Raw genomic sequence first — 20183 nt, 5'->3', positions numbered from 1 at the left:
CGGCACGATGACGCAACGCAGAACGTGGTGGCTGATCGCGGCGGCTCTGGCTCTCGTGCTCGTCGGAGCCGGCGTCCTGCTGCTCCGTCGCGACTCCGATCGGACCGAAGCGTCGGATTCCGCATGCCGGCTGACCGCCCCGCCGTCAGCGACGCCGAACGGTGACGTGGCCGGCCTCGAGGTCGTCGAGAAAGGCTTCAGCCTGGTCGGCGCCGACCGGCCCTGGGTGAGTTCCGGTGCGGTGCTGCGAAACGCCACCGAGCGGGTCGCCTATCGCACACTCGTGACGATCGACGCCCTGGACGCGCGAGGCCGCACGCTGATCTGGGCGGACCATCAACTGTTCAAGACCCAGGTGGTGCCGGTCCTGGGGCCGGGGGCGAGCATCACCGTCGGCAACGCGCTGGCCGTCGAGCAGGGCGCTGACCGAGGCAGGGTCGCGTCGATCGCCGTCACTTTCGTGGTGACACAGTGGCTGGATCCCGCTCACGGCGAGCAGGGGCTGGGTGCGATCGCGACCGCGGTCGTTCCGGGTAGCGGCAAGCGGGATCCCGAGGGTTCCGGCTCCGTCTCCTACACCGCCACCTCCACCAACTGCGCGGAGATGAAATCACGGGGCACCTCGATGGTCTTCCGGGACAGCGCCGGCAAGCTGATCGGCGGCGCCCTCAACAACGAGCCGCAACTCAGCTCCTGTGATCCCGGCCATAGCACTGCATTGACCGCCAGCACGGTTCAGTTGGGCATCCCGGCCGACGCGGATCTCGATCGCACATCGGTGACGGTCTACTGCGACTTCGACCGGCCGTTCACGCCGGTCGCGTCAGGTGTCCCGGTCAACTGACCGTCCTCAACCGACAGGAATGGGCCCGTCCGCGGAAGCGGACGGGCCCATTCTCATTTACCCAGGTAGCGGGTCTTGGGGGATTCGGGCTCAGACGCCGAGTTCGCGGGCGGCCCGGTGACGGGCCTCCATGGCGATGCGGCGAGCGGAGCGGTAAGCCTCAGGTGCACGGTCACTCTGAGGCCGACGCATTCGGGCCCTCGACAACGCTTCTTGGATGAGTCTCATCTTGGTGGCTCCATTCGTGGGCATCTCGGTGCTCGGCTTTCGGATCTCAGTTACGGCAGTGGGGAGGGTCGTCATCTCAGGCCGCCAGTCGGACGCAGTTACGGGACTCGAGACCGTTCGCGGCGAGCCGCTCCTCGACCTCGACGGCCAGCTCGGCGTCGCGGGCGACGTCGGCCTTACGCGGACGGCCACGGGGCCGCTTGCGCGGAACCACGGCGCCACGCTCGAAGATCTCTCCACCCCAGACACCCCAGGGCTCGTTCCGCTCCACCGCGCCGGCGAGGCACTCGACGCGCAGCGGGCAGTCCCCGCAGAGCGACTTGGCCAGCTCCAGCTGGGCCGGGGACTCGGAGAACCACAGGTCCGGGTCAAACTTCCGACAGGGCAGGTTTGCCTCGAGCTCGACGTTCATGTCGATCGGGGCCAGCGCCAGACTCATAAAGCCCGGTCACCTCTCTCTTCTTCTCGATCTTCTGGATCGCAGTTCGGGTCGTGCACCGGCCGGTAAGCCGGCAAAAATTAAGGCCGCGGATCCCGGTTACGGGTTCCGCGGCCTCGAGGTGAGCCGGAGGTCTGGTTTATCAGACCGGCCTTCCTCGAGGCGGGACACCGCTGCCACCATCCGTGTAGCGCTTACGGGAGATAGCGTTGTTGCCCTTGAACCCAGTGGTCCCCTTGTTTCCGTCGATGAGCACCAGGACCGCTTTGCCCAGCTCGGCCTGAGCCTGGACCTGGTGCACCTGCGGGACGGAGATCCGCTCAGCAGCGAGCAGCGCCAACGGAGCGGCGGTAGCAGGCAGCGGGGCGGACGGAGTCCAGGCAGCAGTCGGCAGCATCGACGGACGCATCATCGTGTTGAGCTTCATCGTTGCCACCTCCTCCTTGACCTTGCACTCGTGGTGAAACCTCGGCGAACCCATCGCTCGCCAAGACGTGTTCTGAGGCTATGCCTGCCCTACAGGAGAGGGCAAACGAATTAACGGACTAACTTTCAAAGTTTTTTGGCGCAAGATCATCGGGGCTCGCGCCGGCCACCAGAGCGAAGACCGCATCGCCGTACTGACCGAGTTTGCGCGGGCCTATTCCGGCGATCGCCAGCAGTTGGGCGGGCTCCGCCGGGCGGCGTTCCGCCATGGCCACCAGGGTGGCGTCGGTGAACACCACGTAAGCAGGGACTTTGAGGTGTGCGGCGGTGTTCGCCCGCCACACCTGAAGTCGCTGGTAGAGGTCCTCGTCGAGGTCCGACGGGCAGGTCGGGCAGCGGCCCAGCTTGCGGTCGGCACCGGCCAGCAGGGTGGCGCCGCAGATCCGGCAGGACGAGACCTGCGGGCGGCGCCGGTCGGGTTTCCGACTGCGCTCCGGGCCCCGCTCGGCCGATCCCGATCGCTCCAGCTGCGGCAGGAAACGGCACGGGCGACGGGGCCGGCCACCCGGCGAGCGGGACTGGCCGTATGAGAGCCACAACACATGCCGGGCACGGGTCACGCCGACGTAGAGCAGCCGGCGTTCCTCCTCCAACTGTTCGGCCGTCTTCGCGTACGTCGTGGGCAGCGTGCCGTCGGCGAGCCCGACCAGGAAGACCGCGTCCCACTCCAGGCCCTTCGCCGAGTGCAACGAGGCGAGGGTGACCCCGGCCACGGTCGGCGCGTGCTGCTGTTCCGCCCGGCGGGCCAGCTCGTCGTTGAACGCCGAGAGCGACACGTCCCGCTGGACCCGCCCGGCGTCCCCGATCGGCAGGATCTCGGGTGACGCCGCGTACTCCTCAGCGAGGGTGACCAGGGCCGCCAGCGCCTCCCACTGCTCGCGGGCGGCACCGCCCGGCGGGGGCTGACTGCGGTTCCACCCGGTCGCGGCGAGCGCCTCCACGACCGCCTCGACCAGCGGCGTCTCGCCGGGGATGGACCGCACGGCGGCCCGCAGCGCGACCATCGCCTGCCGCACCTCGGCACGCTCAAAGAACCGCTCGGCGCCACGGACCACGTAGGGCACCTCGGCCTCGGCGAGCGCTTCCTCGTACGCCTCGGATTGCGCATTGGTGCGGAAGAGCACCGCGATCTCGCTGGCCGGCGTGCCGGCGGCGATGAGGTCCCGGCATCGCCGGGCCACCGCCGCGGCCTCGCCCGGCTCGTCCGGGAAGATCTTGAGTTCCGGCTCCGGGCCGGGCTCGCGCTGGCCGACCAGTTCCAGGCGCAGCTTGGCCTCGGTGCCGCGGGCCTGCCGGATCACCGCGTTGGCCAGGCCGACCACCTGCGGGGTCGACCGGTAGTCACGCACCAGGCGCACCACGACGGCGCCGCGCCGCTGCCGCGGGAAATCGATCAGGTAAGACGAGGTCGCGCCGGTGAACGAGTAGATCGTCTGGCTGGCGTCACCGACCACGGTGATGTCGTCGCGCCCGCCCAGCCACGCGTCGAGCAGCCGCTGCTGCAGCGGGTTGACGTCCTGGTACTCGTCGACGACGAAGTGCCGGTACTGCGCGCGGATCTGGTCGGCGACGTCCGGGTGCTCCTCGATGCCCCAGACCGCGGCGCGCAGCAGATCCTCGAAGTCGATCACGCCCTGGCGGCGTTTCAGCTGCTCGTAGGCGGCGAAGACCTCGGCGACCCGGGCCGGCTCGTAGGGCGGCTCGCGCAGCGCCTTGGCCGCGGCCACCACGTACTCCCCCGGCTCGACCAGGGAGGACTTCGCCCACTCGATCTCGCTCGCCAGGTCCCGCGCCGCGGTGCGGTCCGCGCGTACCCCGACCCGGGCGGCCGCGAGGCCGACCGTGCGCGCCTTGCTCTCCATCAGCTCCGGCATCGCCCGTCCCTCCAGCAACCGGGGGGCGAAGTAGCGCACCTGCCGCAGCGCGGCCGCGTGGAACGTGCGGGCCTGCACGCCGGTGGTGCCGAGCCCGGTGAGCCGGGCCCGCATCTCGGCCGCGGCCCGGGCGGTGAAGGTGACCGCCAGCACGTGCCGCGGGCTGATCTCGCCGCTCGACGTCCGGTACGCGATCCGGTGCGTGATGGCCCGGGTCTTGCCGGTCCCGGCGCCGGCCAGGATGCAGACCGGACCCGCGGGAGCGGTCACCGCCGTCCGCTGTTCCGGGTCGAGCCCGGTCAGCACCCCATCAGTCCGCACGGTAGGGAATCATGACACCCCGGCCGGGCGTTGTGCTCTTCAGCCGCACCGCCGTGTGACCTGTCTCGAAGGAGCCCTGACCGATGCTGACCATGTACTCGACGTCCTGGTGTGGGTACTGCCACCGGCTGAAGAGCCAGCTCGACCGGGAAGGCATCGCCTATGACGTCGTGGACATCGAGCAGGACGAGGCCTCGGCCGCGTTCGTGCGCAGCGTGAACGGTGGTAACCAGACCGTTCCCACGCTGAAGTTCTCCGACGGCTCGGCGCTGACCAACCCGTCGATCGTCCAGGTCAAGCAGCACCTGGCCGCCATCTCGGCGTAGCAGTACGAGAAGGGCCCGCCCCTGAGGGGGACGGGCCCTTTTCGGTGTCTTACGGAATCAGCGCGGGAATGCTCGAGTCGAGCAGGCCCCGCTCCTTGAGCGCGCCGTAGAGCGGCGTGGTCTCCGGGTAGTGCCCCCACTGGTGGTCCCCGTCACCGTTGCCGAAGCCGCCGAGAAGCTGCTTCTGCACGTCGTTGAAGGACTCCCACTCCGGCCGGTTCGGCAGGTCGGCGACCTCGTCGCGGATGGCGATCCAGCGCGGCGTGTAGCCGAAGAAGGCACCCACACGGGTGATGTCGGAGTAGTTGTCCGACCGGGCGTGCCAGATGCGCCGGTCGAAGACCACCAGGTCACCCGGGTTCGCGGTGATCTGGGTCGCGCCCTCGGGCTGCGGCCACGCGACGCCGCGGTTCGGCGGGCCGGGCAGCCAGTTGGTCTTGTGGCTGCCGGGCAGGACGGTGAAGTTGCCCCGGCCGGTCTCGCTGACGTCGGAGAACCAGTAGGCCAGCTTCACCGACATCATCGGGCGCGGATCGGTCTCGATCTCCCGGTTCTGCCGGCCGCCGTCCTGGTGCCAGTGCCACCAGATCTTCTGCTGCTCGTGAAGCTGCGGGTGCACGTCGATGTGCGAGTGGTACACGTGGATGTTCCACCCCAGCAGCGACCAGATGTACTTGAACGCCCTGGGATGGTCGAGCAGAAACGCGAGTTCCGGAACCCCAGCGATCGGGGAGAGTTGGTGCAGAGCCCCCGTAGGCCCGAGCTTGCCGTCTCGCTTCGCCTTCTCATACGCCCCGAGGATCGCGGTCCGGCCGACCTCGACCTCGCTCTCCGTCAGCACCGACGGAACGACGATGTAACCGTCGCGGTCGAACGCCTCCCGCTCGTCGGCGGTCATCGGCGTCCACGCCGGGGCCTCAACCTGGGTCATCGGTTCCCCTCTCGTCTTTGTAACCAAGACGCGGTGACCCCGCCGATTGGTTGCCACCCAATCGGAAATATTTTCAGTTACTGATCGCTAACGCTCCGTGCCCGCCAGCAGCCACTTCTCGATGAGATAGAAGGCGATCGAGGACTGCATCGGCAGGCTCATCGGCACACCCGAATCCGGGTCGACGTAACCGCCGGCGATCATCTTGGCGATGGTGTCCCGGGTGAACCAGTGCGCCTCGTCGATCTCCTCCGGATCCAGGACCAGCGGCTGCGCCGGGTCCGCGACACCGTGGAAGCCGAGCATCAGCGAACCCGGATAGGGCCAGGACTGGCTGCCCTCGTAGCGCAGGGAGGTGAGCCGGATGCCGACCTCCTCGCCGACCTCACGGACCACGGCGGCCTCGGCCGACTCACCGGGCTCGACATAGCCGGCCAGGCAGGAGAAGCGGCGTACGCCGTCCGGGCCGGTCGGCCAGGCCGCGTTGTGGCCGAGCAGGCAGCGCCCGGCCGGGCCGGCCACCCCGTCGTGCACCAGTACGATCATCGCCGGATCGGTCCGCGGCCACATCAGCTGCCCGTCCGCGTCGGCGCGCGCCCAGCCGGCCTCGACCGCGACCGTGGGCTTGCCGGTCCGCGGCGAGAACTGGTGACTCAGGTGCCAGTTGCCCAGCGCGGCGGCCGCGGTGAACAGCCCGGCGTCCCGGTCGTCGAGCAGATGACCGATCTCGCGCAGTGTCGCGGCGCGCGTGTCGCCGGTCGGGTGCAGCGGCGCGTCGGTGGTCCAGATCGGGGTGCCGTCCCGGTCGACGCCGAGGAACCAGCGCTCCCCCTCGGGCGCCTCAGCCGCCGGCAGCAGCACCAGAGCGGCCGTGCCGTCCGGGCGGTCGGTGACCAGTGCCCGGCCGCCCTTGGTGAGATCCACGACGAGGAGCAGGCCGCGGTCCCACGCCGCGGCCAGCCACGCCTCGTCCTTGCGCCGGACCGCCGCGCGGTCCAGGGTGCTCCGCGCCAGCGGCGGTGTGCCGGGCTGCTCGCCCAGATCTGGCTGCTCCGGCTCGCTCACTCTGTGCTGCGCTCCACTGCCGTCAGGGCGGACAACTGCGGCTCGATCTTCTCCGCGTCGCCGAGGACCACGGTCACCGCCCGGGACGGTGCGAGGTATTTCGCGGCCGCGGCGGCGACCTCCTCCCGGGTGGCGGCGGCCAGGGCGGCCGAGTGCTCGCGCAGGTGCTCCAGGCGCAGGCCGAAGCCTGCGTACATGCTGGCCAGCCCGGCGAGGCCGGCCTGGGTCGACATGCCGAGGCGCAGGGTGCCCAGCGCGTAGCGGCGGGCCTGCTCCAGTTCCTCCTCGCCGGGCGGGAGGCTGGCGATGCGGCCCAGCTCGTAGAGCGTCTCCAGCAGGGACGGGCCGGTCACCTCGGTGGCCACCTCGGCCGCGGCCAGCAGGGCGGAACCGGCGACGAAGTGCTCGATCACCGAGTGCGAACCGTACGTGTAGCCCTTGTCCTCGCGGATGTTCTCCACCCAGCGCGAGGAGAAGTATCCGCCGAAGACGAAGTTCGCCAGGCTGAGCGCGGGATAGTCGGGATCGGTACGGGCGATGCCGGGCAGCGCCATCCGCAGCGAGGACTGCACCGAGCCGGGCCGGTCGACGAGCAGCAGCGGGCCGGTCTCCAGCGCCGGGGTCGGCGGGACGGTGCCGTCCGCCGCCGCGCCGGTCCAGCCGCCGAGGATCTTCTCCGCGGTGTCGATGGCCTGGTCCGGGTCGATGTCGCCGACCAGCACCAGGATCGCGCCGGCCGGGCGCACCCGGGCCGCGTGCAGCTCGCGCAGCGGGTCCGGCTCGACGACCCGCACCTCGTCCGGTTCCGGGGTCTGCACCGCGTACGGATGGGCGCCGTACATCCGCTTGAGCAGCGCGACCCGGGCCAGGTGGGCGGGCTGGCTCAGGGCGACCTGGATGTGGTCGACCAGCCGCTCCCGCTCGGTCGCCACCTCCTCGCCCGGATAGGTGGCATCGGTCAGCACCGAGGCGAGCAGCTCCAGCGTCCGGTCCAGGCCGTCGGCGAGCGCGTTGCCGCTGATCAGCAGCCGGTCCGGATCGAGGCCGGCGGCGAGGCTGCCGCCGACCGCCTGCAGCTCGGCGGCGATGTCGATGCTCGACATGCCGCTGGTGCCGGTGAACAGGGCCTGCGACAGCAGGGTGGCCGGGGCCAGCGGGGCCCGGCCGAACGGGATGCGCAGCCGGACCTCGACCAGCGGCACCGCCGAGCGGCGGATCGCGATCACGGTCAGGCCGTTCGGCAGGGTGCGCTCGGATTCCCGCGGCAGGTTGAGTTCGGCGTCCGGAATCAGGTCCGGCAGTTTCTTGCTGGTCATGCTCCGGCTCCCAGGGTCACGTTCTTGCTGGTCATGCTCCGGCTCCCGGGATCACTTCGACACTGGCGCGGCGTTCCGGCCGCAGGGTGGCCGCGGCGGCGACGATCTGCTCGGCGCCGACCTCGCTGATCAGTTTCGGCAGGTCGTTGAGCAGGTCCGGCCGGCCGCGCTGCAGCTCCAGCACGGCCATCGGCAGCGCCCGCCCGAGCACCGCGTCGGTGTCGTGCAGCAGGCGCGTCGCCATCCGGGCCTGGGTGCGGTCGAGCTCACCGGGCTTGAGGCCGTCGGCGGCCAGCCGGTCCAGCTCCTCGTCGATGGTCTGCAGCACCTTGCCGGCGTCGCCACCGGGCGGCAGGTGCGCCTGGAGCAGCAGCGCGGTCGGGTTGCGCACCTGGTACTCGTCGCCCATGAAGCCGAGGTAGCCGCCGAGCGTGGTGGCCGTGCGGTCACGCTGGACCAGGCGCTCGACCAGGCGTGAGGCGTCGCCGTCGGTGAGCACCTCGGCGAGCACCGCGAACGGCAGGTAGGCGTCGAAGTCCTTGATCGGGTCGGGCACCCGGTAGCCCGCCGCCACGGCGGGCAGCGGGGCGATGCGATCCGTGTACGACTCGCGGCGCTCACCGCTCAGGTCGGCCTCGGCGAAGTCGGGCAGGGACGGGGCCGGCCGGGCCGGCACGTCGCCGAAGTGCCGCTCGATCATCGCGGTCGCCTCGGCCACGTCGAAGTCACCGGCGACCGACAGCACCGCGTTGCCGCAGGCGTAGTAGCGGTCGAAGAAGCCCTGCGCGTCCTCGACGGTGGCGCTCTCCAGGTCCTCGAACGAGCCGTAGCCGTCGTGCGCGTTGGGGAACGTCTCGAACATCACCGGCGGCAGCTTCAGCCAGGGAAAGCCGCCGTACGGCCGGTTGAGGACGTTGACCCGGATCTCCTCCTTGACCACGTCGACCTGGTTGCGCAGGTTCTCCTCGGTGAGCCGGGGACCGCGCATCCGGTCGGCCTCGAGGAAGAGGGCACGCTCCAGCGCACCGGCCGGGAGCACCTCGAAGTAGTCGGTGTAGTCCAGGTGGGTGGAGCCGTTGAAACTGCCACCGGCCCCCTGCACGTGCCGGAAGTGCGCCAGCTTCTCCAGATTTTCCGAGCCCTGGAACATCAGGTGCTCGAAGAGGTGGGCGAAGCCGGTGCGGCCCTCCGGTTCACTGCGGATGCCGACGTCGTAGACGACGGCCACACCGACGACCGGGGCGCTGCGATCCGGTGACAGGACCACGCGCAGACCATTGCCGAGGGTGAATCGCTCGACCGGATATTTCGTCGCGGGGATCTTGATTCTGGGCGCCACGGTACGAATCTAGCGTGTCGGCGTCGATCCTCGCTGTAGTCGGGCGGCACACGTAGCGGTATCCGCTCGGTGTAACGCCCACCACCGGATCGGCGCGAAGCACCCCACTAAGCACCGGGATGCCGCATTTCCCGGCCGCGAGCCGCCCTTGACGCACTAAACCCATCTGATCCATTATCCCTATCCATCAGATAGGCAATGCAGAGAATCTGCGGGAGGGGGTGCGCGTCGTGTACGTCTCGGCACGCACGGACTACGCCGTACGCGCGATGCTGACGGTCACCGCCGAGCGCCCTCGTCTGGTCAAGGCCGCCACCCTGGCGGCCGTGCAGGACATCCCGCTCAGCTTCCTTCAGGGCATCCTGCTGGACCTGCGCCGCGCCGGCCTGCTGCACAGCTTCCGCGGCGTCGACGGCGGGTACGCCCTGGCCCGCCCGGCCGAGGAGATCACCGTCGGCGACGTGGTACGCGCCGCCGGAGGTGCCCTCACCACGGTCCGGGGGCTGCCCACCGCCACGGCGACGTACCACGGCGCAGCGACGGCGCTGCACGACGTCTGGATCGCTGTCGAGGCGGCCATCGAGGGCGTCGTCGACACCAAGACCCTGGCCGAACTCTCCACCACTCAAGTGAAACGAAACTAGGAGTGAGCATGAGCTCCCGCACCATACGTGCGCTCGCCCTCGCCACGGCCGCGATGCTGGCCTCGACCGCCCTCGCCGCGTGCGGCTCCGACAGCGACGAGGCCGCCGGCGAGGCGAAGGCCGGCGCCGAGGCGGAGACCCTGCGGCTGGGGTACTTCCCGAACATCACTCACGCCCCGGCCCTGGTCGGCGTCAACCAGAAGTTCTTCGAGCAGTCGCTGGGCACCGGCACCAAGCTGGAGAGCAAGACCTTCAACGCCGGTCCGGCCGCGATCGAGGCGCTCTTCTCCGGCGCGATCGACGCCACCTACATCGGCCCGAACCCGGCCATCAACGGCTGGTCCACCTCCAAGGGCACCGCCCTCAAGATCGTCGCGGGCAGCACCTCGGGCGGCGCCGGCCTCGTGGTCCGGGAGGGCATCAACGCCCCGGCCGACCTCAAGGGCAAGAAGATCGCCACCCCGCAGCTCGGCAACACCCAGGACGTGGCGCTGCGTGCCTGGCTGAAGCAGAACGGCCTCAACGCCGACCAGCAGGGCGGCGGTGACGTCTCGGTGCTGCCGCAGGACAACGCGACGGCGCTGCAGGCCTTCGCCCAGGGCGCGATCGACGGCGCCTGGGTGCCGGAGCCGAACCTGAGCCGGCTGGTGCTCGAATCCCAGGGCAAGCTGCTGGTCGACGAGAAGACCCTTTGGCCCAACGGCGATTTCGTCACCACCCACCTGATCGTCAGCCAGGAGTTCCTGAAGAAGTACCCGGGCACGGTCAAGAAGCTGCTGCAGGGTCACGTCAAGTCGGTGAAGTACATCGAGACCGACAACGCCGGGGCGCAGAAGGCCGCCAACGACCAGATCGCCGCCCTCTCCGGCAAGCCGCTGAAGGACGAGATCCTGCAGGCCGCGTTCAACAACCTGAAGTTCACCCACGACCCGATCGCTCCGTCGCTGTTCACCAGCGCGAAGAACGCCGAGGCCGTCGGCCTGCTCAAGCCCGTCGACCTCAACGGCATCTACGACCTGACCCTGCTCAACGAGGTCCTCAAGGCTGACGGCCAGCCTGAGGTCAGCGACGCGGCAGCCTGACGACGATGAGCCTCGCAGTGGTACGCCTCGACGGCGTCTCCAAGCAGTACGGGTCCGGCGGCAACGCCCTGCTCGCGCTCGACCACGTGTCGCTGACCGTCAGCAAGGGCGAGTTCGTCTGCCTGCTGGGCGCCTCCGGATGCGGCAAGAGCACGCTGTTGTCGCTGGTGGCGGGGCTCGACCAGATCAGTGGCGGCACCCTGGACATCGGCGGGCGGCACGTCTCGCTGATGTTCCAGGAGGCCGCCCTCTTCCCCTGGCTCTCGGTCGCCGGCAACGTCGAGCTGGCGCTGCGCATGCAGGGGGTGGGCCGGGCCGAGCGCAAGAAGCGCGCCGCCGAACTGCTGGAGATCGTTCGGCTCGGCGGCTTCGGCAGTAAGCGGCCGCACGAGCTCTCCGGCGGCATGCGGCAGCGTGTCGCGCTGGCCCGCGCCCTCGCCCAGAACGCGGACGTCCTGCTGATGGACGAGCCGTTCGGCGCGCTGGACGCGATGACCCGCGACATCCTGCACGACGAGCTGGAGCGGATCTGGCGCGAGCAGAACCTCACCGTTCTCTTCGTCACGCACAACGTCCGGGAAGCGGTCCGTCTCGGCGACCGCGTCATCCTGCTCAGCAGCCGGCCCGGCCGGGTGATCGAGGATTTCCGGATCGATCACCCGCGCCCCCGGCGCATCGACTCCACCGAGGTGGCCACACAGGCCGCCGAGATCACCGACCGGCTCCGTGCGGAGGTCGCCCGTCATGCCAGCTGAAGTCGTCGACGACACCCGGGCCGACGAGCTCAGCGGCCTGGACGCGCTCGAACTCGGGCCGCGCAAGGAGAAGCGCAACCCGGGCCGGCGGATCTGGAGCAGCGCCTGGCCCAAACTGCTCGCCGTGGCGATCGCCATCACGGCGTGGCAGCTGGTGGTGCTCTCCGAATGGAAACCGCCCTACGTGCTGCCCGGCCCCCAGACGGTCTTCACCGACCTGACCGGGCTGATCACCACGGGCTCGTTCTGGGACGGCGTGCGCCTGACGATGACCCGGGCCCTCACCGGCTTCCTCCTGGCCGTGGTGATCGGCACCGTGATCGGCGCGGCGGTCTCCCGGTTCGCGCCGCTGCGAGCCGCGATCGGCTCACTGATCACCGGCCTGCAGACCATGCCGTCGATCATGTGGTTCCCGCTCGCCATCCTGCTGTTCCAGATCAGCGAGAGCGCCATCCTGTTCGTGGTGGTCATCGGCGCCGCGCCCTCGGTGGCGAACGGCCTGATCAGCGGCATCGACTACGTGCCACGGACCTGGCTGCGGGTGGGCCAGGTGCTCGGGATGACCGGGCTGTCCAAATACCGGCACCTGATCCTGCCGGCGTCACTGCCGTCGTTCATCTCGGGCCTGAAGCAGGGCTGGGCGTTCTCCTGGCGCAGCCTGATGGCCGGCGAGCTGCTGGTCATCGTTCCCGGCGCACTGTCCGTCGGCGTACGCATGCAGCAGGCCCGTGATCTGCACGAGGCCTCGCTGGTGATCTGCTACATCATCGTGGTGCTGGTGATCGGCATCCTGATCGACATGCTGTTCAACACCGCCGACAACGCGCTGCGCAAACGCTGGGGCCTGCTCGGCTAGAGCGGGCGGACCGAGTTCAGGACGTCCTCGACGACGTACTCGAACTTCTTGTGCGTGCCCGGCACCGACACGTACAGGACGGCGGCGGTCGGCTTGCCGACGTCGATCACCGCCACCGCGGAGAGCTCCTCGGTGGCGGTCAGCCCGTCCTCGCGGAACCGCAGCCGGAACTCGCTCACCCAGGCCGGCAGCCCGCCCAGCGTGGTGACCTCGTCGCGCAGAGGCTCCATGGTGTTCGGCTGCGGGTAGTACTCGGCGCGGACGTCGGCCGCCACCTGCCGGCCCACGCACTCGAGATCCAGCGACACCGCGTCGTTGTCGGCGGCCGGCACCGCCGCGGACAGGATCGAGGCGTGGTACTCGCCACCGCTGTACACCTCGGTCACGAAATGCTGACCGACCCGGTAGGGCACCTGCAGCGTGCCGGCCCGCCACACCCGGTCCCAGGTCACCCAGGGCGCACCGTACTTGCGGTAGGAGATGCCGGCCTCGTCGTCGACGGTCCGCTCCCCGCTCACCGGCGGCACGCTGGGCGCGCGGGCCGCCGGGCCGCTCGGCACCGCGGTCGGCGCGGGGCAGGCCTGCGCCAGCGGCGGGCGCACATCGACCGGCCCCGGGGCCCTGTCGCGGAACGGGTTGCTGTCACCGCTGAGCAGGACCACCAGCAGCACCGTCAGACCCGCCGCGAGGATCGCGGCGGCGACGCCACCGAAGATCAGCAACTGCCGCCGGCGACGCTGCGGCCCGTCCGGCGAGGGCGGCGCCGGCGGGGCAGGTGGTTGCGCGGGACCGAGCGGGGGTACGCCCAGCGCGGTCACCGCCCCGGACGTCCACGGCCCGCCCTTCGGTTCCGACATGTCACCAGTGAACACCACCGACCATCCCACCGGCCGGTACGCCTACCGGTATTGTGCGGGCGACTCACGCGGATCCCAGGAATGTCAGCTACCGTGCTGCCATGGAACTGGTGTATCCCCCGGTCGTCGCCTTGGCCAAGACGATGTTCCGCGTGCTCGACCTCAAGATCGAAATCGAGGGAGCCGAGCACATCCCGGCGAGCGGCGGGGCGGTGCTGGCCAGTAATCACTCGAGCTACCTCGACTTCATCTTCTGCGGGCTCGGCACCCAGCCGGCCAAGCGGCTGGTCCGGTTCATGGCCAAGAAGTCGGTCTTCGACCACAAGGTCAGCGGCCCGCTGATGCGCGGCATGCGGCACATCCCGGTGGACCGCAAGGCGGGCACCGCGGCCTTCAAGGAAGCGACCGAGGCGCTGCGCGGCGGCGAGATCGTCGGTGTCTTCCCGGAGGCCACGATCAGCGAGTCGTTCACCATCAAGGGCCTCAAGTCGGGCGCGGCCCGGATGGCGCAGGAGGCCGGGGTCCCGCTGATCCCGATGGCCGTCTGGGGCCCGCACCGGCTCTGGACCAAGGGCCGCAAGAAGGAGCTCACCAAGCGGCACGTGCCGGTCCTCATCAAGATCGGCGAGGCGGTTCCGACGCCCGAGGACACCACCCCGGAGGCGATCACCGCGACGCTCAAGCAGCGGCTGACCGAGCTTCTCGACGCCGTGCAGCGGGCGTACCCGGAGAAGCCCTCCGGCCCGGACGACCGCTGGTGGCTTCCCGCCCACCTCGGCGGCACCGCCCCACTGCCGGGCCCGGCAGCGGCGGTCTGACCGAATCCGATCGACAAGGGCTTCCGGCCGTGCCGGAAGCCCTTTGGCGTGCCGGAAGCCCTTGCAGCATGCCGGAAGCCTTTTGCGGCGTGCCGGAGCCCTTTCGGCGTGCCGGAGCCCTTTCGGCGTGCCGGAGCCCTTTCGGCGTGCCGGAGCCCTTTCGGTGCGCCGGAAGCTCTTTCGGTGCGCCGGAAGCTCTTTCGCATTCCGCCGAAACGCCGGCGGCGCCGCACCCCGGCCGGGGCACGGCGCCGCTTTCACGCACCCGCGGTCACTGACGTGACCAGCGGTCAGCTGCGTTTATCAGATGGCGCGGATGTTGGCGGCCTGCGGGCCCTTCTGGCCCTGGGTCACCTCGAACTCCACCCGCTGGTTCTCCTCCAGGGCCCGGTAGCCGGACATCTGGATCGCGGAGAAGTGGGCGAAGACGTCGGCGCCGCCGTCGTCCGGGGTGATGAACCCGAAGCCCTTGTCCGCGTTGAACCACTTCACAACGCCGGTAACCATGCTCGTCTCCTCGACGGTCGATCGTTCCCGACCATTATGGACGGGAACGAAGTGGTAAGTCCCGCACTCTGCGGGGCTCGTGTCGCCGTACTGATCGCCCGTACCGGAGAAACCCGGGTTACGACAAAGAGCGCCTGGGGCAGACTTCCCCACAGGCGCTCCTGAGTACTTGGGAACCAAACTGACAACGCTGGCGAGCCTAGCATGGCGAAGGGGGCCGGGAAGTGCTCGGCGTGCAAGTCGCGCGGCAGCTCAAAGCCGCAGGATTGATCTGGAAGCCACGGCTCGGTGACCGGTTCGCCGTGCCCGACCGTGACCTCGACGACGAGGTTTTCGTGCTCAGCAACATGACGATTCAGGTTCATGACCGGCCGGAAGGACGGATCATCGGGTTCAACGGGACCACGGAGTGGGCGCTCGACGACGTGGATCTCGACGAGACGATCTGGCTGCCCCGCGAGGACCAGCTTCGCGAGCTCCTCGGCGCGACCTTCCGCGAGCTTCGCCGCGAGAAGGACACCTATCAGGTACGGGTGGAGCTGCTCGGTTCCAGCCACACCTTCACCGCCCCGACCGCCGAGGAGTGCTACGCCGCGGCGCTGCTGCACCTGCTCGCCGCAGCCGGCGCCTGACCGCTCGCCGCCGCCGGCGGTTGACCGCTCACCGCAGCTCGCGCTGCGCCGTCCGCCATGCCCGGCGCTGCGCCGTTCGCCGTGGCCGGGGGCTGACCGGGATCGGTCAGACAGGGAACCACCCGTCAGAGGGACTCGGCGGGGATCTCCTCGATCAGCGCGGCCAGGGTGGCGGCGTCCAGCAGGTCGGTGGGGCGGACCGTGACCTGCTCACGGACATAGTGGAAGCCGGCCCGGACCCGGTTCACCGGCACGCCGGCGAGCGAGGCCCAGGCGATCCGGTAGGCGGACAGCTGCACCGCGGCCGCCTCGGCCTCGGCGCCGGACGGCCGGCGGCCGGTCTTCCAGTCGATCACGTCGAACCGGTTGTCCGGGTCGGCGAACACGGCGTCCATCCGCCCGCGCACCACCACGCCGGCGACGGTCGTGGCGAACGGCACCTCGACCTCGATCGGCGTGCGGTCGGCCCACTCGCCGGTCAGGAACGCCTCCTGCAGCGCGGCCAGCTCCTCGTCACCGGCCGCACCGTCGTCGGCGGCGCCCGGCAGCTCGTCGATGTCGATCAGCCGGGCCGAGCCGAACCGCTGCTCCAGCCAGGCGTGGAAGGCCGTGCCCCGGCGGGCCTGCGGCGCCGGCCGTTGCGGCAGCGGGCGGCGCAGCGAGCGGGCCAGCGCCTGCGGGTCGCGGCGCAGCACGACCAGCTGCGAGACCGAGAGGTGCGGTGGCAGCGCCACCTCGATCGGACCACCCTGGTTGGCGCGTTCCTGCCGCTCGGCGAGCAGCAGCCGGGCCTCCCGACGCCAGCGGGCGATGTCCGGATCCTCCGCCTCGGCCGCACGATCCGCCGCCTGCGCGGCAGCCAGCAGATCCTCGCGGTCCAGGATCCCCTCCTCGGCCCGCGGGCGCTCCCGGTCCGGGGCCGGCGCACCGGCCTCAGCTTGCGGGCGCTCCCGGTCCGGGGCCGGCGCACCGGCCTCAGCTTGCGGGCCCTTCCGGTCCGCGGCTGGGCCGCCGGCCTCGGCTGCGGGGCTGACGGGTGGCTCGGCAACGCGCTGGCCGGGGATCTCCACCGCGCGCCCGGAGCCGTCGGCCGGCTCGGAGTCACGGGGCGTGTCGTCCAGACGTACGCCGAGGGGTTGATCCTGGGGAGCCGGCTCCCAGCCGGCGCTGGGGAGACCGACGAGGTCGGCCGCGAGGCCGGCCCGCGCCGCCACCTCCGGATCGGCCGCCGCCAGATCGGCGAACGCCTCGGCGGCCGACGCCTCCGGGTTCTCGATCATGCGGCGGATCAGGTCGGCGGCGGCCTGCATCGCCGGGCGGCGCAGGCCGAGCGGATCGGACGGCCACTCGGCGTTGGTGACCACGCGGTCGCTCGGGTTGGACTCGCCGGGCGCGGGCTCCGGGGTCCACACGTCGATCACCCCGGCGCCCTCGGCACAGGTGGCGCGGATCTCATCCAGGAAGACCGACGGGCCGCGCGGCCGCTTCACGCCGTCACCCCACCAGTAGCCCGAGCAGAGCAGAAGCCGGCGCGGCCGGGTGACCGCGACATAGGCCAGGCGCCGCTCCTCCCGCTCGTCGTGCTCGCGCCACGCGCGGGTGAAAGCGGTGACCGCCGCCGCGACGTCCTTCTGGTCGACCGCCTCGGAAAGATCCAGATCGGGCAGCCCGGACGCGTCACCGCGCAACGGGAACGGCAGCACCCCGATCCCGCCGACATAGTGATCGCTGCTGCGCGCCAGGCCGGGCCAGACCCCCCGGCACAGCCCGGCCACCGACACCACGTCCCACTCCAGGCCTTTCGCGGCGTGCGCGGTGAGGATCTGCACGGCGCCCTCGACCACGTCGACCTGCCCCGGCTCCAGGCCGCGCTCCTCCTCCTCGGCCGCGGCCAGGAAAGCCAGGAACCCGGCGAGCGTGCCGCTCTCGTTCTCGCTCCCATAGCGGGTGGCGGCGTCACCGAGCGCGTCGAGGTGACCGCGGGCCAGCCCGGCGTCACCGGCCGCCCAGCCGCGGACCGCCACCTCCACGTCCAGGCCGATGGTCCGCTCGATGTCGGCCAGCAGGTCGGGCAGCGGCTGGTCCAGGCGCTGGCGCAGGGCGTAGAGCTCCCGGCTGTACGCCCGCAGCCGCTCGTAGCCCTCCGCCGAGTACTGCTGGGGCATGCCGAGATCGGCCATCGCCTCGACCAGGGTGGCGTCGTCGAGCCGGTCCGCCGTCACGTCCTCCTGCTTGGTGCCGGACGGAACCGCCCGGGCGGCCGCGATCGCCCGGGCCCGCCGGTGCAGCGCCACCAGGTCGCGCGGGCCGATCCGCCAGCGGGCGCCGGTCAGCAGGCGCAACAGCGAGGCGCCGTCGGTCGGGTCGGCGAGAACCCGCAGCGTGCACACCACGTCGCGGACCTCCGGGGTGTCCAGGAGACCACCCAGCCCGACCACCTCGACCGGCAGGCCACGGGCCCGCAACGCCTCCTCGATCACCGGGATCTGACTGCGCACCCGGACCAGCACGGCACTGGTCGGGCGCTGCTCCAGCGGGATCTCCTCGGGCAGCACCGAGGGCATCCCGGCGACCAGCCGCCACGCGGTCAGCATGGAGTCGGCGATCCAGTTCGCCTCGTCCGCGTACGTCGGCAGCAGCGCGCAGGTGACCGTGCGGCCGCCCACCGCCGGAGCCACCCGCTCGGCCGCTTTCAGGACGCCGACCTGGGCGTTCAGCGGGCGGGCCAGCGTGTTCGCCACCCGCAGGATCTCCGGCCGGTTGCGCCAGCTCCGGGTCAGGCCCTGCACCCAGGCCGGCCGGCCCGTCCGGTCGGTGAACTCCGCCGGGAACCGCTCCAGCGTCCCCGCCGACGCGCCCCGCCAGCCGTAGATGGACTGGCACGGGTCACCGACCGCGGTCACCGGATGGCCGCCGCCGAACAGCGCGTTCAGCATGGTGACCTGGGCGTGGCTGGTGTCCTGATATTCGTCGAGCAGCACGATCCGGAACCGGCCGCGCTCGATCTCACCGACCTCCGGATGATCGCGGGACACCAGGGCGGCCCGCGCCATCTGGTCGCCGAAATCCATCGCCTCCAGGTCGAGTTTGCGCTGCTCGTAGAGGCGGACTAGGGGCAGCAGGGTGAGCCGGTGCTGCTGGCGGCGCAGCATCTCGGTCACATCGGCGTAGACCCGGCCGGGGAACTCCTGCACCTCGGCGAAGAACCGCCCGGTCCAGGCGGCCAGATCCTCCGGGGAGACCAGGTGCTCGGCCAGCTCGCCGGAGAGTGCCAGCACATCGTCGGTGACCGTGCCGGGCGCCCGGTTCAGCCCGGTCATCTCCCCCGTGTAGGACCGCACCAGCGAGTCGACGATCTGCCAGCGCGCGGCCTCGGTGAGCAGGCGCGCCGACGGCTCGAAGCCGGCCCGCAGGCCGTGCTCGGTGACCACCCGCGCCGCGTACGCGTGGTAGGTCGAGATGGTGGCCTCACCGGCGAACGCGTCGTCCCGGCCCAGCCGGCGGATCAGCTGGCCGAGGCGGGTGCGGACCCGGTGCGCCAGCTCCCCGGCGGCCTTGCGGGTGAAGGTGAGGCCGAGGATCTCGCCGGGGTGCGCGTAGCCGTTCGCCACCAGCCAGACCACCCGCGACGCCATCGTCTCGGTCTTGCCGGAGCCGGCCCCCGCGACCACCAGCAGCGGCTCCACCGGGGCGGCGATGATCGCCTCCTGCTCCGGGGTGGGCGGCGGCAGGCGCAGCATCCGGGCCAGCTCCCGCGGGGTGTAGCGGGGGCCGGCGTCGGCCCGGCGCCGCGGGGTGGGCTCGTCGGTGAACAGGGTCGGCTGGGTCATCGGCGCTCGTCCGGTCGTGGCGGGCCCGGCTCGACGACCTGGCGGCCCTTGCCGGAGATGGGACAACTGGTCCGCACCGGGCAGACCCGGCACCGGCTGTTGGCCACCGCGGAGAACGTCGACGCGGCCATGGTCTCGGCGGTGCGGCGAACCATCGCATAGGCCCACTGCGGGTCGGTGGCCTCGGTGAGCGGGACCTGCATCTGCTCCCGAGCCTCCTTGCCCGGGCCGAGCTGCACCAGGGCCGCGCCGCCGGTGCTGGTCCCGTAATCAGCGAAGGCACCGGCGTCGACGGCGGCCTGATAGCCGCCGAGCTGCGGGTTCTCGGCCACGTCAGCGGCGGAGACGGCGGTGGTCTTGCCGGTTTTCAGGTCGATGACGACGAGCCTGCCCTCGTCGTCGATCTCCAGGCGGTCCACCCGGCCGGTCAACTGGATCGGGCGGCGCTCGTCCTCCAGCTGGACGGTGAACTCGTGCTCGATCGCCAGCAGCCGCCGCGGGTTCGCCGCCAGCCAGCGCAGCAGCTTGTCGACCATGCCCTGGGCGCGCTCCTGCTCCGGGCCGGCCAGCCAGCGGGCCGCCAGCTCGATCGAGTCGAACCGGGCGGACACGTACTCGACCAGCTTCTCCCGGTCGGCGTTCGCGTCCTCGGCGAGCATGGCGGCGGCATGCACCAGGTTGCCGATGCCCTGCGCCGGGCCGGCCGGGGCCGCGCCGCCGTGCCGCTCGAGCAGCCAGCGCAGGCTGCAGCGCAGCGCACTCTCCATCGAGGACGGGGTGACCTTCACCGGTTCGCCCTCGTCGACCAGCGGCCGGTCGTCGGAGAGCGGGCGCAGACCCCACCACTCGTCCGGGTGCGCGCCGGGCACGCCGGCGGCGGCCAGCCGGGCCAACTCGGCCGCGGCGGCGCGCCGCCGGCACGGCGTCTCCTACGACCACACCACGAAGGGACAGAGCTAGGCCACCAGCGAGGCGGAGGTGAGGGGCCGGGGGGCCCCCCCCACCGCACGCTCGGTCTCCTACACCGGCCCGG

At 71.1% G+C, this 20183-nt stretch carries 18 protein-coding genes and 1 pseudogene; 8 read left to right on the top strand and 11 right to left on the bottom strand.

Annotation, left to right across the window (positions count from 1 at the left end; all coding sequences use genetic code 11):
• The first annotated feature begins 7 nt into the window (after window positions 1-7).
• Window positions 8-844 (top strand): hypothetical protein, encoded by an 837-nt coding sequence (locus AB0F81_RS36230; protein WP_360204799.1) that lies wholly within the window; start codon window positions 8-10, stop codon window positions 842-844.
• Between the two features lie 304 nt (window positions 845-1148).
• On the opposite strand, the gene AB0F81_RS36225 is transcribed toward AB0F81_RS36230, so the two are convergent.
• The 3 genes from AB0F81_RS36225 to AB0F81_RS36215 all read right to left on the bottom strand — a co-directional run bounded on the left by AB0F81_RS36225 (window position 1149) and on the right by AB0F81_RS36215 (window position 4192).
• Window positions 1149-1511, bottom strand: coding sequence for a WhiB family transcriptional regulator (locus tag AB0F81_RS36225; RefSeq protein WP_360204797.1), 363 nt, complete (start codon window positions 1509-1511; stop codon window positions 1149-1151).
• A 142-nt stretch (window positions 1512-1653) separates the two neighbouring features.
• Entirely contained in the window at window positions 1654-1938 is a 285-nt protein-coding gene (locus tag AB0F81_RS36220) for a hypothetical protein (protein ID WP_360204794.1), read from the bottom strand.
• Between the two features lie 118 nt (window positions 1939-2056).
• On the bottom strand, window positions 2057-4192 hold the full coding sequence (locus tag AB0F81_RS36215) for an ATP-dependent DNA helicase UvrD2 (RefSeq protein ID WP_360204792.1): 2136 nt from the start codon (window positions 4190-4192) through the stop codon (window positions 2057-2059).
• 83 nt (window positions 4193-4275) lie between these two features.
• On the opposite strand from AB0F81_RS36215, the gene AB0F81_RS36210 reads away from it, so the two are divergent.
• A complete protein-coding gene (locus tag AB0F81_RS36210) occupies window positions 4276-4518 on the top strand; it encodes a mycoredoxin (protein ID WP_196413555.1) in 243 nt (80 codons plus the stop codon).
• Between the two features lie 49 nt (window positions 4519-4567).
• Here the strand turns inward: AB0F81_RS36210 and AB0F81_RS36205 are convergent, their stop codons facing one another.
• From AB0F81_RS36205 to AB0F81_RS36190, 4 genes are all read right to left on the bottom strand, one after another.
• Entirely contained in the window at window positions 4568-5449 is an 882-nt protein-coding gene (locus AB0F81_RS36205; protein ID WP_360204789.1) for a phytanoyl-CoA dioxygenase family protein, read from the bottom strand.
• 87 nt (window positions 5450-5536) lie between these two features.
• Entirely contained in the window at window positions 5537-6514 is a 978-nt protein-coding gene (gene nudC, locus AB0F81_RS36200) for an NAD(+) diphosphatase (RefSeq protein WP_360204787.1), read from the bottom strand.
• Window positions 6511-7830 (bottom strand): pitrilysin family protein, encoded by a 1320-nt coding sequence (locus tag AB0F81_RS36195; protein ID WP_360204784.1) that lies wholly within the window; start codon window positions 7828-7830, stop codon window positions 6511-6513. The genes nudC and AB0F81_RS36195 overlap by 4 nt, the downstream gene beginning before the upstream one ends.
• A gap of 31 nt (window positions 7831-7861) precedes the next feature.
• A complete protein-coding gene (locus AB0F81_RS36190; protein ID WP_360204782.1) occupies window positions 7862-9169 on the bottom strand; it encodes a pitrilysin family protein in 1308 nt (435 codons plus the stop codon).
• A gap of 230 nt (window positions 9170-9399) precedes the next feature.
• On the opposite strand from AB0F81_RS36190, the gene AB0F81_RS36185 reads away from it, so the two are divergent.
• Genes AB0F81_RS36185 through AB0F81_RS36170 form a run of 4 tightly spaced genes read left to right on the top strand, consistent with a single transcriptional unit; the run spans window position 9400 to window position 12506 of the window.
• Entirely contained in the window at window positions 9400-9813 is a 414-nt protein-coding gene (locus AB0F81_RS36185; RefSeq protein WP_360204779.1) for an Rrf2 family transcriptional regulator, read from the top strand.
• Window positions 9814-9821: 8 nt separating this feature from the next.
• On the top strand, window positions 9822-10895 hold the full coding sequence (locus AB0F81_RS36180; RefSeq protein ID WP_360204776.1) for an ABC transporter substrate-binding protein: 1074 nt from the start codon (window positions 9822-9824) through the stop codon (window positions 10893-10895).
• Window positions 10896-10900: 5 nt separating this feature from the next.
• The gene (locus AB0F81_RS36175; RefSeq protein ID WP_360204774.1) at window positions 10901-11650 is read left to right on the top strand and encodes an ABC transporter ATP-binding protein; all 750 of its coding nucleotides are present in this window, start codon (window positions 10901-10903) and stop codon (window positions 11648-11650) included.
• A complete protein-coding gene (locus tag AB0F81_RS36170; protein ID WP_360204771.1) occupies window positions 11640-12506 on the top strand; it encodes an ABC transporter permease in 867 nt (288 codons plus the stop codon). The genes AB0F81_RS36175 and AB0F81_RS36170 overlap by 11 nt, the downstream gene beginning before the upstream one ends.
• On the opposite strand, the gene AB0F81_RS36165 is transcribed toward AB0F81_RS36170, so the two are convergent.
• Window positions 12503-13363: a hypothetical protein gene (locus tag AB0F81_RS36165; protein WP_360204769.1), complete on the bottom strand. Its 861-nt coding sequence runs from the start codon at window positions 13361-13363 to the stop codon at window positions 12503-12505. The two genes, AB0F81_RS36170 and AB0F81_RS36165, sit on opposite strands and share 4 nt — an antisense overlap.
• Before the next feature lie 101 nt (window positions 13364-13464).
• On the opposite strand from AB0F81_RS36165, the gene AB0F81_RS36160 reads away from it, so the two are divergent.
• Window positions 13465-14181 carry a lysophospholipid acyltransferase family protein gene (locus AB0F81_RS36160; protein WP_360204766.1) on the top strand — a complete coding sequence of 239 codons (717 nt, stop codon included), beginning with the start codon at window positions 13465-13467 and terminating at the stop codon, window positions 14179-14181.
• Window positions 14182-14484: 303 nt separating this feature from the next.
• Here AB0F81_RS36160 and AB0F81_RS36155 read toward each other — a convergent pair whose 3' ends face one another.
• Complete coding sequence (locus tag AB0F81_RS36155) at window positions 14485-14688, bottom strand: cold-shock protein (RefSeq protein WP_360204764.1); 204 nt, start codon at window positions 14686-14688, stop codon at window positions 14485-14487.
• Window positions 14689-14921: 233 nt separating this feature from the next.
• On the opposite strand from AB0F81_RS36155, the gene AB0F81_RS36150 reads away from it, so the two are divergent.
• Complete coding sequence (locus AB0F81_RS36150; RefSeq protein WP_360204762.1) at window positions 14922-15320, top strand: pilus assembly protein CpaE; 399 nt, start codon at window positions 14922-14924, stop codon at window positions 15318-15320.
• A 125-nt stretch (window positions 15321-15445) separates the two neighbouring features.
• On the opposite strand, the gene AB0F81_RS36145 is transcribed toward AB0F81_RS36150, so the two are convergent.
• Complete coding sequence (locus tag AB0F81_RS36145) at window positions 15446-19150, bottom strand: ATP-dependent DNA helicase (RefSeq protein ID WP_360204759.1); 3705 nt, start codon at window positions 19148-19150, stop codon at window positions 15446-15448.
• Window positions 19147-20067 (bottom strand): annotated as a pseudogene (locus tag AB0F81_RS36140) (PD-(D/E)XK nuclease family protein); the annotation flags it as partial. The gene AB0F81_RS36145 and the pseudogene AB0F81_RS36140, both read right to left, overlap by 4 nt.
• Window positions 20068-20183: the final 116 nt, after the last annotated feature.

This window comes from Actinoplanes sp. NPDC024001 (assembly GCF_040638955.1).
GTDB lineage: Bacteria > Actinomycetota > Actinomycetes > Mycobacteriales > Micromonosporaceae > Actinoplanes.
The sequence above is the reverse complement of the archived record's forward strand: the minus strand, read 5'-3'. Positions and strand labels throughout refer to the sequence as shown.